The organism is Caballeronia jiangsuensis, assembly GCF_046030135.1.
Lineage (GTDB): Bacteria > Pseudomonadota > Gammaproteobacteria > Burkholderiales > Burkholderiaceae > Caballeronia > Caballeronia jiangsuensis.
This window is the reverse complement of the sequence record NZ_JAQQDB010000056.1, coordinates 1-13,771: the sequence shown is the minus strand read 5'-3', so window position 1 is coordinate 13,771 and position 13,771 is coordinate 1. Positions and strand designations below refer to the sequence as shown.

14 protein-coding genes are annotated in these 13,771 nt (G+C 62.4%); 10 read left to right on the top strand and 4 right to left on the bottom strand.

Annotation, left to right across the window (positions count from 1 at the left end; translation table 11 throughout):
• Window positions 1–34 precede the first annotated feature (34 nt).
• The 3 genes from PQR08_RS35155 (at window position 35) to nadC (ending at window position 3,362) form a co-directional block, all read left to right on the top strand.
• Window positions 35–1,231 (top strand): DesA family fatty acid desaturase, encoded by a 1,197-nt coding sequence (locus PQR08_RS35155; protein ID WP_035497896.1) that lies wholly within the window; start codon window positions 35–37, stop codon window positions 1,229–1,231.
• 119 nt (window positions 1,232–1,350) lie between these two features.
• A complete protein-coding gene (gene nadA / locus PQR08_RS35150) occupies window positions 1,351–2,478 on the top strand; it encodes a quinolinate synthase NadA (RefSeq protein WP_408163945.1) in 1,128 nt (375 codons plus the stop codon).
• Window positions 2,478–3,362 carry a carboxylating nicotinate-nucleotide diphosphorylase gene (gene nadC / locus PQR08_RS35145; RefSeq protein WP_408163983.1) on the top strand — a complete coding sequence of 295 codons (885 nt, stop codon included), beginning with the start codon at window positions 2,478–2,480 and terminating at the stop codon, window positions 3,360–3,362. The genes nadA and nadC overlap by 1 nt, the downstream gene beginning before the upstream one ends.
• Here nadC and nadB read toward each other — a convergent pair.
• The 4 genes from nadB to radC all read right to left on the bottom strand — a co-directional run bounded on the left by nadB (window position 3,359) and on the right by radC (window position 6,473).
• Window positions 3,359–4,957, bottom strand: coding sequence for an L-aspartate oxidase (gene nadB, locus PQR08_RS35140; RefSeq protein ID WP_187607332.1), 1,599 nt, complete (start codon window positions 4,955–4,957; stop codon window positions 3,359–3,361). The genes nadC and nadB overlap by 4 nt on opposite strands.
• Window positions 4,958–5,141: 184 nt before the next feature.
• Entirely contained in the window at window positions 5,142–5,309 is a 168-nt protein-coding gene (gene rpmG, locus PQR08_RS35135; RefSeq protein WP_007180630.1) for a 50S ribosomal protein L33, read from the bottom strand.
• Between the two features lie 11 nt (window positions 5,310–5,320).
• Complete coding sequence (rpmB, locus tag PQR08_RS35130; protein WP_008351171.1) at window positions 5,321–5,554, bottom strand: 50S ribosomal protein L28; 234 nt, start codon at window positions 5,552–5,554, stop codon at window positions 5,321–5,323.
• A 244-nt stretch (window positions 5,555–5,798) separates the two neighbouring features.
• The gene (gene radC / locus PQR08_RS35125) at window positions 5,799–6,473 is read right to left on the bottom strand and encodes a RadC family protein (protein WP_238210523.1); all 675 of its coding nucleotides are present in this window, start codon (window positions 6,471–6,473) and stop codon (window positions 5,799–5,801) included.
• A gap of 276 nt (window positions 6,474–6,749) precedes the next feature.
• Between radC and PQR08_RS35120 the strand changes: the two genes are divergently transcribed.
• From PQR08_RS35120 to PQR08_RS35090, 7 genes are all read left to right on the top strand, one after another.
• Window positions 6,750–7,205 carry an FKBP-type peptidyl-prolyl cis-trans isomerase gene (locus PQR08_RS35120; RefSeq protein WP_035497901.1) on the top strand — a complete coding sequence of 152 codons (456 nt, stop codon included), beginning with the start codon at window positions 6,750–6,752 and terminating at the stop codon, window positions 7,203–7,205.
• Window positions 7,206–7,207: 2 nt separating this feature from the next.
• Window positions 7,208–8,170, top strand: coding sequence for a 4-hydroxy-3-methylbut-2-enyl diphosphate reductase (ispH, locus tag PQR08_RS35115; protein ID WP_238295178.1), 963 nt, complete (start codon window positions 7,208–7,210; stop codon window positions 8,168–8,170).
• Between the two features lie 431 nt (window positions 8,171–8,601).
• Window positions 8,602–9,828 carry a branched-chain amino acid ABC transporter substrate-binding protein gene (locus PQR08_RS35110; protein ID WP_408163942.1) on the top strand — a complete coding sequence of 409 codons (1,227 nt, stop codon included), beginning with the start codon at window positions 8,602–8,604 and terminating at the stop codon, window positions 9,826–9,828.
• A 213-nt stretch (window positions 9,829–10,041) separates the two neighbouring features.
• A complete protein-coding gene (locus tag PQR08_RS35105) occupies window positions 10,042–10,992 on the top strand; it encodes a branched-chain amino acid ABC transporter permease (RefSeq protein ID WP_035497904.1) in 951 nt (316 codons plus the stop codon).
• A 24-nt stretch (window positions 10,993–11,016) separates the two neighbouring features.
• Complete coding sequence (locus PQR08_RS35100) at window positions 11,017–12,186, top strand: ABC transporter permease subunit (RefSeq protein ID WP_408163940.1); 1,170 nt, start codon at window positions 11,017–11,019, stop codon at window positions 12,184–12,186.
• A gap of 15 nt (window positions 12,187–12,201) precedes the next feature.
• A complete protein-coding gene (locus PQR08_RS35095; protein ID WP_035497906.1) occupies window positions 12,202–12,978 on the top strand; it encodes an ABC transporter ATP-binding protein in 777 nt (258 codons plus the stop codon).
• Window positions 12,979–12,995: 17 nt separating this feature from the next.
• Window positions 12,996–13,700, top strand: a complete 705-nt coding sequence (locus tag PQR08_RS35090; RefSeq protein ID WP_008351154.1) for an ABC transporter ATP-binding protein — start codon at window positions 12,996–12,998, stop codon at window positions 13,698–13,700.
• Window positions 13,701–13,771 lie beyond the last annotated feature (71 nt).

Genomic DNA, 13,771 nt, shown 5'->3' with positions numbered 1-13,771 from the left:
TTCCCGAATTTCACAGCTACACAGGTAAACTGCCTTGCTGAATTCTTCCCTCGAATTTCTCGCCAACGGATTGCTCGACTTTTCCTGGTGGCAGATTCTGCTGTTCACGCTTGCGATGACTCACGTCACCATCGCCGGCGTCACTATCTATTTGCACCGTTGCCAGGCGCACCGCGCGCTGGATCTGCATCCCGTCGCGAGCCATTTCTTCCGCTTCTGGCTGTGGATGACCACGGGCATGCTGACCGGTCAGTGGGCCGCGATCCACCGCAAGCACCACGCGAAATGCGAAACCGAGGAAGATCCGCACAGTCCGCAGACGCGCGGCATCTGGAAGGTGCTGCTCGAGGGCGCGGAACTCTATCGCACGGAAGCGAAAAATGAAGAAACGATGCGCAAGTTCAGTCACGGCACGCCGAACGACTGGATGGAGCGTAACGTCTACACGCGTTACCCGATTCTCGGCATCAGCGTCATGATGGTGATCGACGTCGCGCTGTTCGGCATCGTCGGGCTGTCGGTGTGGGCTGTGCAGATGATCTGGATTCCGTTCTGGGCGGCTGGCGTCGTCAACGGTCTCGCGCACTTCTGGGGCTATCGCAACTTCAACTCGGCGGATGCGTCGACGAACATTTTCCCGCTCGGCATTCTGATTGGCGGCGAAGAACTGCATAACAATCACCACACGTTCGCGACCTCGGCGAAGCTGTCGAGCAAGTGGTACGAGTTCGACATCGGCTGGATGTATATCCGCCTGATGTCCATGGTCGGCCTCGCGAAGGTGAAGAAGGTTGCGCCGACGCCCAAGCTCGCCGCGAGCAAGGCGGTCGTGGATCAGGACACGTTGCAGGCCGTGCTGTCGAACCGCTACGAAGTGATGGCGCGTTACGGTAAGGCGCTCAAGCGCGCCTACGCGCAGGAACTGGCGAAGCTGAAGGAAGCCGGCGCGCGCGAGAAGTATCAGTTGATGCGCGGCGCGCGCGGCTGGTTCCACAAGGAAGAGGACGGCCTGAACGAGCCGCAGCTCAAGCAATTGCCTGAACTGACCTCGGACAACCAGAAACTGCGTACGTTCATCGAACTGCGCAAGGACCTGTCGGCGATGTGGGACCGCTCCAATGCATCGCGCGAGCAACTGGTCACGCAATTGCAGGACTGGTGCCATCGCGCGGAAGAGAGCGGCATCAAGGCGCTGCAGGATTTCGCATTGCGTCTGCGCCGCTACGCCTGACGCGCGATATCCGTTAAAATTTAAGAACGTCACAAGACCCCGCTCTGGCGGGGTCTTTGTTTTTTGGCGGCCGATTTTCGCATTTCGTTTTGCTTGAGTAGCAAGTGGGGACAGGAGACATGGAAGCGATCAGGAGCGTCGAGTACGATCGGCCGCAAGGCCTAACGTGTGGGGTGGGCGAGGCGTGGGCACGCGTGCCGGACGCACCGTCGGCCGAGCGGCGGCGTGAGTTGAAGGAACGCATTCGCGCCCTGCTGAAGCGGGAGGAGGCGGTTCTGGTCGCGCATTATTATGTCGATGCCGAACTGCAGGAACTGGCCGATGAAACCGGCGGCTGCGTCGCCGATTCGCTGGAAATGGCCCGTTTCGGGCGTGACCATGCGGCGAAGACGCTGGTCGTCGCGGGCGTGCGCTTCATGGGCGAGACCGCCAAGATCCTGAGTCCGGACAAGCGCGTGCTGATGCCCGATCTCGACGCGACATGCTCGCTCGATCTCGGTTGCCCCGCCGACGAGTTCTCCGCGTTCTGCGATGCGCATCCAGACCGTACCGTCGTCGTCTATGCGAACACGAGCGCGGCCGTGAAGGCGCGCGCGGACTGGATGGTTACCTCGTCGATCGGCCTGGAGATCGTCGCCGATCTCCACGCGCGCGGCGAAAAGATTCTTTGGGCGCCGGACCGTCACCTCGGCGGATACATCCAGAAGAAGACCGGCGCGGACATGCTGCTGTGGCAGGGTTCATGTCTTGTCCACGACGAGTTCAAGGGTATCGAACTCGATCTGCTGCGTAACGAATATCCCGACGCGAAAATCCTCGTGCATCCGGAATCACCGGAAGCGGTCGTGGCGCTCGCGGATGTGGTCGGCTCGACCACGCAACTGATCGATGCCGCCGTGAAGCTCGACGCGAAACGCTTCATCGTCGCGACGGATCTCGGCATCCTGCACAAGATGCGGCTCGCCGCGCCGGGCAAGACCTTCATCGAAGCGCCGACCGCCGGCAACAGCGCGACCTGCAAGAGCTGCGCGCACTGCCCGTGGATGGCGATGAACGGCCTCGCGAACCTCGCCGATGTCCTGGAACGCGGTCACAACGAAATCCACGTCGATCCGGCTGTCGGGCTGCGCGCGCGCTTGCCGATCGACCGCATGCTCGACTTCGCCGCGCGTCACAAGAAGCGCGTGCAGGCGAGCGGCGATCTGGCGAAAGACGCGACCTTGTTCACGAATGTGGGGGCCGCGTGATGGCGGGTTCCGTGTTCTATGCGCCGATTTTCGACGAGATCCGCGCCCAGTACGGCCAGGCGTTCGACGCGGCGCTCGTGCGCAATGTTGTCGATGCGCTCGATGAAGATGTCGGCGCTGTCGATCACACCGGCCGTCTCGTGCCCGCCGACGCGCGACGCACCGCTCGCATCATCGTGCGCGAGGAAGCGGTGCTGTGCGGTGTGCCGTGGTTCGATGAAGTGATGCGTCGCGTCGATCCGTCGATCGAAGTCGAATGGAAGTATCGCGAAGGCGATCGCATGGCCGCGAATTCGCCCGTCGTGCTGCTGAACGGCCCCGCGCGTTCGCTGCTGACGGCGGAGCGCAACGGTCTCAATTTCCTGCAACTGCTCTCGGGCGTCGCGACCGCGACGCGCCGTTACGTGGAGGCGATCGAAGGCACGCGCGCGCGTATTCTCGATACGCGCAAGACGCTGCCGGGCCTGCGGCTCGCGCAGAAGTACGCGGTGCGCGTGGGCGGCGGCGCGAACCAGCGGCTCGCGCTCTACGACGGCATTTTGATCAAGGAGAACCACATCGCGGCGGCCGGCGGCGTCGGCGCGGCGATGGACGCGGCGCTCGCGCTGAATGCGGGCGTGCCGATTCAGATCGAAGTGGAAACGCTGGAGCAACTCGAAACGGCGCTGGCGCATCGGGCCGAATCGATCCTGCTCGACAACTTCACACTGGACATGATGCGCGATGCCGTGCGCATCACGGCGGGCCGCGCGTTGCTCGAAGTGTCGGGCGGCGTGAACTTCGACACGGTCCGCGCGATCGCGGAAACCGGCGTCGATCGCATCTCGATCGGCGCGCTCACGAAGGACGTGCGCGCGACCGATTTCTCGATGCGTTTGCTTTAAATACTCGTGCGGCGCGCGACCGGCGGCATCAGCACCGTCGGCAGCGCCTTCGGCAAAGTCTCGGGCCAGTCGCGGCTGTAGTGCAGGCCACGGCTCTCGCGCCGCGAGCACGCGCTTTCGACGATCAGCGAAGCCACATCGACAAGATTGCGCAACTCCAGCAAATCGCGGCTCACCTTGAAGTTCGCGTAATACTCGTGGATCTCGTCGCGCAAGAGCGCAAGCCGATGTTGCGCGCGCGCGAGGCGCTTGTCCGTGCGCACGATGCCCACGTAGTTCCACATCAGACGCCGCAGTTCATCCCAGTTGTGCGCGACGACGACTTCCTCGTCCGGATCGGACACGCGGCTTTCGTCCCAGTCGGGCAATTCGGCGTGACAGCCGTTCGAGAATCCGTCGGCTTCGATCGCTTGCGCGGCCGCGCGGCCGATCACGAGGCATTCGAGCAGAGAATTGCTCGCAAGCCGGTTCGCGCCGTGCAGACCCGTGTACGACGTCTCGCCGACCGCATACAGCCCCGGGCGGTCCGTGCGCCCCGCGAGATCGCTGACGACGCCGCCGCACGTGTAATGCGCGGCGGGCACGACCGGAATCGGCTGCTTCGTGATATCGATGCCGAATTCGCGGCAGCGCGCGAGAATCGTCGGAAAGTGCTCTTCGAGAAATGCGCGCGGTTGATGGCTGATGTCGAGATACACGCAGTCGATGCCGCGCTTCTTGATCTCGAAGTCGATCGCCCGCGCGACGATATCGCGTGGCGCGAGTTCGGCGCGCTCGTCGTGCGCGGGCATGAAACGCGTTCCGTCGGGCAGGCGCAGGACACCGCCTTCGCCGCGCACCGCCTCGGAGATGAGGAACGACTTCGCGTAGGGGTGAAAAAGACACGTCGGATGGAACTGGATGAACTCCATGTTCGCGACGCGGCAGCCGGCGCGCCACGCCATCGCGATACCGTCGCCGGTCGCGGTGTCGGGGTTCGTCGTGTAGAGATAGACTTTGCCTGCGCCGCCCGTCGCGAGGACGGTGTGCGGCGCCTGAATGGTCACGGTGCGGCCGCTGTTCAGATCGAGCGCGTAGAGTCCGTGGCAGCGATGGCCCGGCAGCCCGAGACGGTCGGAGGTGATCAGATCGATCGCGTAATGATCTTCGAGTACGGTGATGTTCGGATGATTGCGCACGCGTTCGCCGAGCGTCGTGACGACGGCGTGGCCGGTCGCGTCCGCCGCGTGGATGATCCGTCGATGGCTATGGCCGCCTTCGCGCGTCAGATGGAAGCCGAGCTCGGCTGAGACATCGCGCGTAAAGGGCACGCCTTCGTTAATGAGCCATTCGATCGCCGCGCGCCCGTTTTCGACGATGAAGCGCGTCGCGGCTTCGTCGCACAGGCCGCCGCCTGCCACGAGCGTATCGTCGACGTGGTTGTCGACGCTGTCGGCCGAATCCAGCACGGCCGCGATGCCGCCCTGCGCCCAATCGCTCGCGCCGACGCTCACCGCGCGCTTCGCGAGGATCGCGACGCGCCGCGTTTCAGCCAGATTAAGCGCGACGCTCAGACCCGCGAGTCCGCTCCCTACGATCGCTACATCGAAATTCATGCTGCCGGTTCTCCGTCCGTGTTCTCTTCGATAGCCGGCAAGCATAACCCGCATGAACACTCGGTGACAGCGAAAACCCCCGCACGATCGTGTGTAAAGCGCGTGAAAAGAGCGCCGAAAAACAAAAAGCCCCGCGTTTGCGGGGCTTTTTGCTGTCTTCGTACAGGAATCTCTAAATCAAGAGTTACTTGATCTTGGTTTCCTTGTACTCAACGTGCTTGCGGACGACGGGATCAAATTTCTTGATCAGCATCTTTTCCGGCATGTTGCGCTTGTTCTTGGTCGTCGTGTAGAAGTGACCCGTGCCTGCGGTCGATTCCAGCTTGATCTTGTCGCGTGCGCCCTTGGCCATTTGCGTGCTCCTTAGATTTCACCGCGTGCGCGCAGGTCTGCGAGCACGGCGTCAATACCGTTCTTGTCGATCAGGCGCAGGCCGGCGTTCGAGACGCGCAGACGGACCCAGCGATTTTCACTTTCAACGAAGAAACGGCGGTTCTGCAGGTTCGGCAGGAAACGACGCTTGGTCTTGTTGTTTGCGTGGGAAACGTTGTTGCCCGACATCGGGCCTTTCCCAGTTACTTGGCATACGCGTGCCATGAGGACACTCCTAAATACACGTTAAGTCTGAGTGGAACGCTCGAATCGAAGCACTCGCTTCCAGTTCGATGCCTCTTATCGCCCAATTTGCCGATCGGGGACTTGGCAGCACGGTTATGCCAATGAGGACTGCGCTCAGTTCATCCTGAGATGAACCGTACCCAGAACAGGTGGGTTGAGAAAAGCAAACGCGGATTGTAACAGGAAAAACGCTGCAATATCAAACCATTTATGGTCCTTTCGATCACAGCCAGCCGTGCCGCGCGAACGAGAACACTTCGTTCGCGGCCACGACGATGTGATCGAGCAGCCGCACATCGATCAGCGTCAGGGCGTCCTGCAGCGTCTTGGTCAGCCGCCGGTCGTTCGCGCTCGGATCGACGCCGCCCGATGGATGATTATGCGCGACGATGAGCCCCGCCGCGTTCAGGGTGAGCGCGCGCCGGACGATCTCGCGCGGATATACCGCGACGCGCGTGAGCGAGCCGCGCGCCGACTCTTCCGCGTGCAGCAACTGGTGACGCGCGTCCAGATACAGGCAGATGAACACCTCGTACGGCCGCGTGCCGATCAAGAGCCGCAGATAGTCCTCGACCGCGCCCGGCGCGTTCAACAGTTCGCGATCGCGCGCTTTCTCCGCGAGCGCTCGCCGGCACAATTCGGACACGGCGAGAAGAGTCGCCGCGCGAGCCGGCCCGATGCCATGCTGCTCGCGCAACTCCGCGGCCGACGCGTCGAGCACGCCGCGCAGCGATCCGAAGCGGCGCAAGAGCTGGCGCGCCACATCGACGGCCGTCACACCGGAGACACCGGTGCGCAGGAACAATGCGAACAGTTCCGCGTCCGACAGCGATGCGGGACCGGTATCGAGCAGGCGTTCGCGCGGACGGTCGGCGCGCGCCCATTTGCGGATCGACATGAAGGGCGCGACCTTGGCGATGTCGTTGTCGGGCGAGGCGGGCGCATGCACGAGTCGCAGATCGGCGTTCATCGCGGCCCTCCGGGACGTCTTGTCGCGCGTGCCGGCGCACGCAGGACACGGCCCCGTGACGCGTCACGACACAACTCTGTCTTACAATAGCGGTTTTGGCGTCCGGTTCGCACCGGCGCCGCGCGGTTCGCTGCCTCGCGCCGAAGAGCCGCCCTATGCCGGGCCCGCGCCCTGCCTTCAAACGAACGGCCACATCCAATACTCATGAGCATCATCGATATCTCCGAGGTGAAACCCGGTTCGCACGTCACGCTTCATTACCGGCTCGCGCTCGCCGACGGTGCTGACATCGTCAACACGTTCACGGACAAGCCCGCGACGCTCCTGCTCGGTGCAGGCCAGCTCGCGGAGCCGTTGGAAGAGATTTTGCTGGGCCTGAAGGTCGGCCACCATTCGACCTTTCAGCTAACGCCCGATCAGGCGTTCGGGCCGCGCAATCCGGAGCTCGTCCAGTGGGTGTCGCTCGCGACGCTGCGCGAAAACAGCATGATCGGCGAGGATTTTTCTCCCGGCGATCTCGTCGAATTCAACGCGCCGGGCGGCGGACGCTACGCGGGCGTGCTGAAGGAAGTCGGCGAGACCGCGGCGCTGTTCGACTTCAACCACCCGCTCGCGGGCCAGGCGCTCGTCTTCGAAGTGAAAATCATCGGAATTTTGTAACCATGATTGAAAGCCTCAACGAAGTTCAGACCGACGTCGAAATCCTGCTCGCGCAGCCGCGCGGGTTTTGCGCGGGCGTCGATCGCGCGATCGAAATCGTCGAGCGCGCGATCAAGCTGTTCGGCGCGCCGATCTACGTGCGTCACGAGATCGTCCATAACGCCTATGTCGTCGCGGATTTGCGCAAGAAAGGCGCGATCTTCATCGAAGAACTGTCGGACGTGCCCGAAGGCGCCACGCTGATTTTCAGCGCGCACGGCGTCTCGAAGGCGGTGCGCGGCGAAGCCGAGGCGCGCGGCCTGCGCGTGTTCGATGCAACCTGCCCGCTCGTGACCAAGGTGCACATCGAAGTCGCGAAGATGCGTCAGGAGGGCTTCGACATCGTGATGATCGGCCACAAGGGACATCCGGAAGTCGAAGGCACCATGGGCCAGTCGGGCGAGGGCATGCATCTCGTCGAAGATATCGAGGACGTGCTGAAGCTCGATCTGCCCGACCCGCAGCGCATCGCGTACGTCACGCAGACGACGCTTTCGGTCGACGACGCCTCCGCGATCATCGACGCGCTCAAGAACAAGTACCCGGACGTCAAGGAACCGAAGAAGCAGGACATCTGCTATGCGACGCAGAACCGCCAGGACGCGGTGAAGTTTCTCGCGCCGCAATGCGATGTCGTGATCGTCGTCGGCAGCCCGAACAGCTCGAATTCGAGCCGTCTGCGCGAAGTCGCCGAGAAGCGCGGCATCCCCGCCTATATGGTGGATTCGCCGACGCAGATCGATCCGCGCTGGGTCGAGGGCAAGAAGCGCATCGGCGTGACGGCGGGCGCATCGGCGCCGGAAGTGCTGGCTCAGGCCGTGATCGCGCGCTTGCGCGAACTCGGCGTGCGCAACGTGCGCTCGCTCGAAGGCATCGAGGAGACGATCTCGTTTCCGCTGCCGCGTGGGCTGTCGTTGCCGCAGTGAATCCGGCAGAGTCTTCAGAAAAAGCGCCTCCGGGCGCTTTTTTTTTCGCCCGAAATAAAGCCGCGCGACGCGCGAAAAGGAACCCTTGGGCGAGATACGAAACGAAGCTTGTGCACAGTTCGAGGGCGCGCGCCAATAAGGCGTTTTCTTCTAAATCGCTTAAGGGTTTGCCCGTAAATCCGATAAGCAAACGTAACCCTGGCATTCCGGCCGAATAAACCTGTTTTCGTTATGGTGCAACTACTGCACAAAATCGAATCGCAACCCGGTTGCGCTTTTGCGGAAAAATAGCCGGGAAATGGTGGTTGCAATGCTGGAAAACCCCGCCACGCAAGAATATTGCTCGTCTCATATTTAGCGTTACAATGCGCGCGTCTTGAGGCCAGAAGCGTTCACGACGACTGTTTTTAGAGGCGCAGGAGACCTATTTGATGCGATTCAAGTTTGCTCACGCCGTGTCCATCGCGGCTGCGGTTGCAATGGCAACTGCATGCGGCAAGAAGGACGAAGGCGGGGCGAGCACGGCAGCGTCGGCGACTAGCTCCGCCGCGGTGGCGGCCGCGTTCACGCCGGCTTCCGTGCCGGCGAGTGAAGCAACCGTCGTGAAGATCGGTCATGTCGCGCCCCTGACGGGCCTGCAGGCCCACCTCGGTAAAGACAATGAAAATGGCGCGCGTCTGGCACTGGAAGAGATCAGCGCGCAGGGTTTGACGATCGACGGGCATTCCATCCGCCTCGTGCTCGACGGCCTGGACGATGCAGCCGATCCGCGTGTCGGCACCGAAGCCGCGCAGAAGCTCGTCGACGACCATGTGATCGCGGTGATCGGTCACATGAACTCGGGCGTGTCGATCCCGGCGTCGAAAATCTACAGCGACGCGGGCATCGCGCAGATTTCGCCTTCGACGACGAACCCGGAATACACGAAGCAAGGTTACAAGACGACGTTTCGCGTCGTGGCGACCGACGCGCTGCAAGGCCCGGTGCTCGCCGGCTACGCGATGAAGACGCTGCATGCGAAGAAGGTCGTCGTGGTGGACGATGCGTCCGCCTATGGCCGGGGACTGGCCGACGAATTCGTGAAGTCGGTGCAGGCTGGCGGGGTGAAGGTCGCCGCGCGCGAGGCGACCACCGAGAAGGCCCGCAATTACAAGGCGATTCTCACGAAGATCAGGCGCATCCAGCCGGACGTCGTGATGTACGGCGGCATGGACGTGACGGGCGGCCCCTTCGCCAAGGAAGCGGCGGCGCTCGGCATCAAGGCGAAGATTCTCGCTGGCGACGGCGTCTGCACCGACAAGGTGGCCGAACTCGCCGGCGATGCCGTGCAAAACATCATCTGCTCGGAAGCGGGACTCGCGCTTTCGAAGATGGACAAGGGAGCGGACTTCGAGAAGAAGTACGAAGCGCGCTTCCACACGCCGGTGCAGATTTACGCGCCGTTCACGTATGACGCGATGTACGTGATCGTCGATGCAATGAAGCGTGCGAACTCCATCGAAGCGCCCAAAGTCCTCGCTGCGATCGCCTCGACCGACTACAACGGTCTGACGGGGCATATCGCATTCGACGACAAGGGCGATCTGAAGGCGGGGACGATCACGCTGTACGACTTCAAGGATAAGAAGAAGGACGTACTCGACGTCGTCAAGCAGTAGGCAGTCTGGCGGCGCCAGCTATCCGGCGGCGCTGTTTTCGTATCCGTCCGTGAAACGCTCGCAGCCTCATCCGGCGGCGGGCGGACGATCGGCGCTCAACCTTTACCGGTTTTTTAAAAAGTACGCGCAGTGCCGCTTCAGATTTCGCTTCCCACCGGTTTATCGGCCGGTGATAAAGGCGTAATCGAATCGCACGGGGCTAAGGAGCTTTAAATGGATATTTTCATCCAGCAGATCCTCAACGGTCTGGTGCTTGGCAGCGTCTACGCCATCATCGCACTCGGCTATACGATGGTGTACGGCATTCTCGGCATCATCAACTTTGCGCACGGCGACGTGCTGATGGTGGGCGCGATGGTTGCGCTTTCGGCCATCGGCGTCATGCAGAATCACGTTCCCGGCTTGCCCGGGCCGATCATGCTGACGATCGCGCTCGTGGTCGCCGCAGTGGTTTGCGCGCTTGTCGGCTACACGATCGAAAAAGTCGCGTACCGGCCGCTGCGCAAGGCGCCGCGTCTCGCGCCGCTGATCACCGCGATCGGCGTATCGATTCTGCTGCAGACCGTCGCGATGATGATCTGGGGCCGCAATCCGCTGGCGTTCCCGCAGCTCCTGCCGACCGATCCGATCAACGTGATCGCCGCCGACGAAACCCGTCCGGGCGCCGTGATCTCGATGACCGAAATCGTGATCATCGTCGTCGCGTTCATCGTGATGGCCGGCTTGCTGCTCCTCGTGCACAAGACGAAGCTCGGCCGCGCGATGCGCGCCATCGCCGAGAACCCGGCCAACGCGTCGCTCATGGGCGTGAACCCGAACTTCGTGATCTCCGCGACCTTCATGATCGGCTCGGCGCTGGCTGCTCTGGCCGGTGTGATGATCGCGTCGGAATACGGCAACGCCCACTTCTACATGGGCTTCATTCCCGGCCTGAAGGCGTTCACGGCGGCGGTGCTGGGCGGTATCGGCAACCTGGGCGGCGCGATGGTCGGCGGCGTGCTCCTCGGCCTCATCGAACAGTTGGGCGCTGGCTATATCGGCAACCTGACGGGCGGCGTCTTCGGTTCCAACTACCAGGACGTGTTCGCGTTCATCGTGCTGATCATCGTGCTCGTGTTCCGTCCGTCGGGTCTGCTCGGCGAACGTGTCGCGGACCGCGCTTAAAGACCGTGTGAGGAGCTCATAAAAATGACTTCGATTCAACCTATCGAGCCGTCCACGACGCTCATCCCCGAGAAGAACATGACGAAGACGCTGGTCGTCGGCGTCATCACCGCGATCTTCGTGATCGCCGCGCCGATGGTCATCGGTGCAGCGGGCGGCAACTACTGGGTCCGCGTGCTCGACTTCGCGATGCTCTACGTGATGCTCGCGCTCGGCCTCAACGTGGTGGTCGGTTTCGCCGGCCTGCTCGACCTGGGCTACATCGCGTTCTACGCGGTGGGCGCGTATGTCGCGGCGCTGCTGTCGTCGCCGCAACTGACCACGCAATTCGAATGGATCGCGCATCTCGCGCCCGGAGGATTGCATGTGCCGTTCCTCATCATCGTGCCGTGCGCGATGGCGCTCGCGGCGACCTTCGGCGTGCTGCTCGGCGCACCGACGCTGCGTCTGCGCGGCGACTACCTTGCGATCGTGACGTTGGGCTTCGGGGAAATCGTCCGGATCTTCATGAACAACCTCGATCGTCCGGTGAACATCACGAACGGTCCGAAGGGCATCACGGGCATCGATCCGGTGACGGTGCTGGGCTTCAACCTGTCGCAGACGCACGAGTTCTTCGGCATGAAGTTCCCGTCGGTGTACATGTACTACTACCTGTTCGTGCTGTGCGCGCTGTTCGTGATCTGGGTGTGTACGCGCCTTCAGCACTCGCGTATCGGCCGCGCGTGGGCCGCGATCCGCGAAGACGAAATCGCCGCGAAGGCGATGGGCATCAACACCCGTAACGTGAAGCTGCTCGCGTTCGCGATGGGCGCGTCGTTCGGCGGTCTGTCGGGCGCGATGTTCGGCGCGTTCCAGGGCTTCGTGTCGCCGGAATCGTTCACCTTCTGGGAATCGATCGTCGTGCTGGCGTGCGTGGTGCTGGGCGGCATGGGCCACATTCCGGGCGTGATTCTCGGCGCGGTGCTGCTCGCCGTGTTCCCCGAATTCCTGCGCTCGACGATGGGCCCGCTGCAGAACGTCATCTTCGGCCATCAGATCGTCGATACCGAAGTCATTCGTCAGCTGCTGTACGGTCTGGCGATGGTGTTGATCATGCTGTATCGCTCGGAAGGCCTGTGGCCCGCCGCGAAACACGAAGACAAAATCGCGAAGATCGCGAAGCGCAGCGGCAAGAAGCCGGTGCGCGCATAAGGCGGAGATCAGAACATGAGCGAAAAGCAAACACGACTTTCCGTCAAGGGCGTCAACAAGCGCTTCGGCGGCTTGCAGGCTTTGTCGGATGTGGGCCTTCAGATCGAAGAAGGCACGATTTACGGTCTGATCGGCCCGAACGGCGCCGGCAAGACGACGTTCTTCAACGTGATCACCGGTCTCTACACGCCGGATTCGGGCGAGTTCAAGCTCGATGGCCAGGCTTATACGCCGACGGCGGTGTATCAGGTGGCGAAGGCGGGCATCGCGCGCACGTTCCAGAACATTCGCTTGTTCGGCGGCATGACGGCGCTCGAAAACGTGATGGTCGGCCGTCACGTGCGCACGAAGCACGGTCTGATCGGCGCGGTGTTCCAGACGCCGGCCGAGCGCCGTGAAGAGCGCGAGATCAAGGAGCGCGCGCTCGAACTGCTCGAGTATGTCGGCGTGCTGCAATACGCGGACTACACGTCGCGCAATCTGTCGTACGGTCACCAGCGGCGTCTGGAGATCGCACGCGCGCTCGCAACCGATCCGAAGCTGCTCGCCCTCGACGAACCGGCGGCCGGCATGAACGCGACGGAGAAGGTCGAACTCACGCGTCTGCTCGACAAGATCCGCTCGGACGGCAAGACGATTTTGTTGATCGAACACGACGTGAAACTCGTGATGGGATTGTGCAACCGCATGACGGTGCTCGATTACGGCAAGGTGATCGCCGAAGGTCTGCCGCAGGACGTGCAGAAGGACCCGAAGGTGATCGAGGCATATCTGGGTGCGGGGGTGCACTAATGGCGACCACAAGCGCAATGTTGAAGGTCAAGGGTTTGCAGGTGAACTACGGCGGCATCCAGGCGGTGAAGGGTGTCGATCTGGAAGTCGGGCAGGGCGAACTGGTTACGCTGATCGGCGCGAACGGCGCGGGCAAGACCACGACGATGAAGGCCATCACGGGCCTCAAGCCGTACTCGGGCGGCGATATCGAGTACATGGGCCAGTCGATCAAGGGCGTGCCGACGCATGAGCTGCTCAAGCGCGGCCTCGCGATGGTGCCGGAAGGACGCGGCATCTTCGCGCGCATGTCGATTCTTGAAAACATGCAGATGGGCGCGTATCTGCGCAACGATTCCGATGGCATCCAGAAGGACACCGAGCGCATGTTCGGCTTCTTTCCGCGTTTGAAGGAACGCGCGTCGCAGTATGCGGGTACGCTCTCGGGCGGTGAGCAGCAGATGCTCGCGATGGCGCGTGCGCTGCTTTCGCGTCCGAAGCTGCTCTTGCTCGATGAACCGTCGATGGGGCTCTCGCCGATCATGGTCGAGAAGATCTTCGAAGTGGTGCGGGAGATCTCGAAGGAAGGTCTGACTGTGCTGCTCGTGGAGCAGAACGCGCGTCTCGCGTTGCAGGCGGCGAATCGCGGTTATGTGATGGATTCGGGCACGGTGACGATGTCCGGCGATGCGAAGGTCATGCTCGATGATCCGAAGGTGAGAGCGGCTTATCTGGGGGAGTAAGGGGCGGTCGTTCGGCTACGCGTGATTCCGCCGGATCCCATTATCGTGTTGGTCTATTGGCGCTGCCCCTA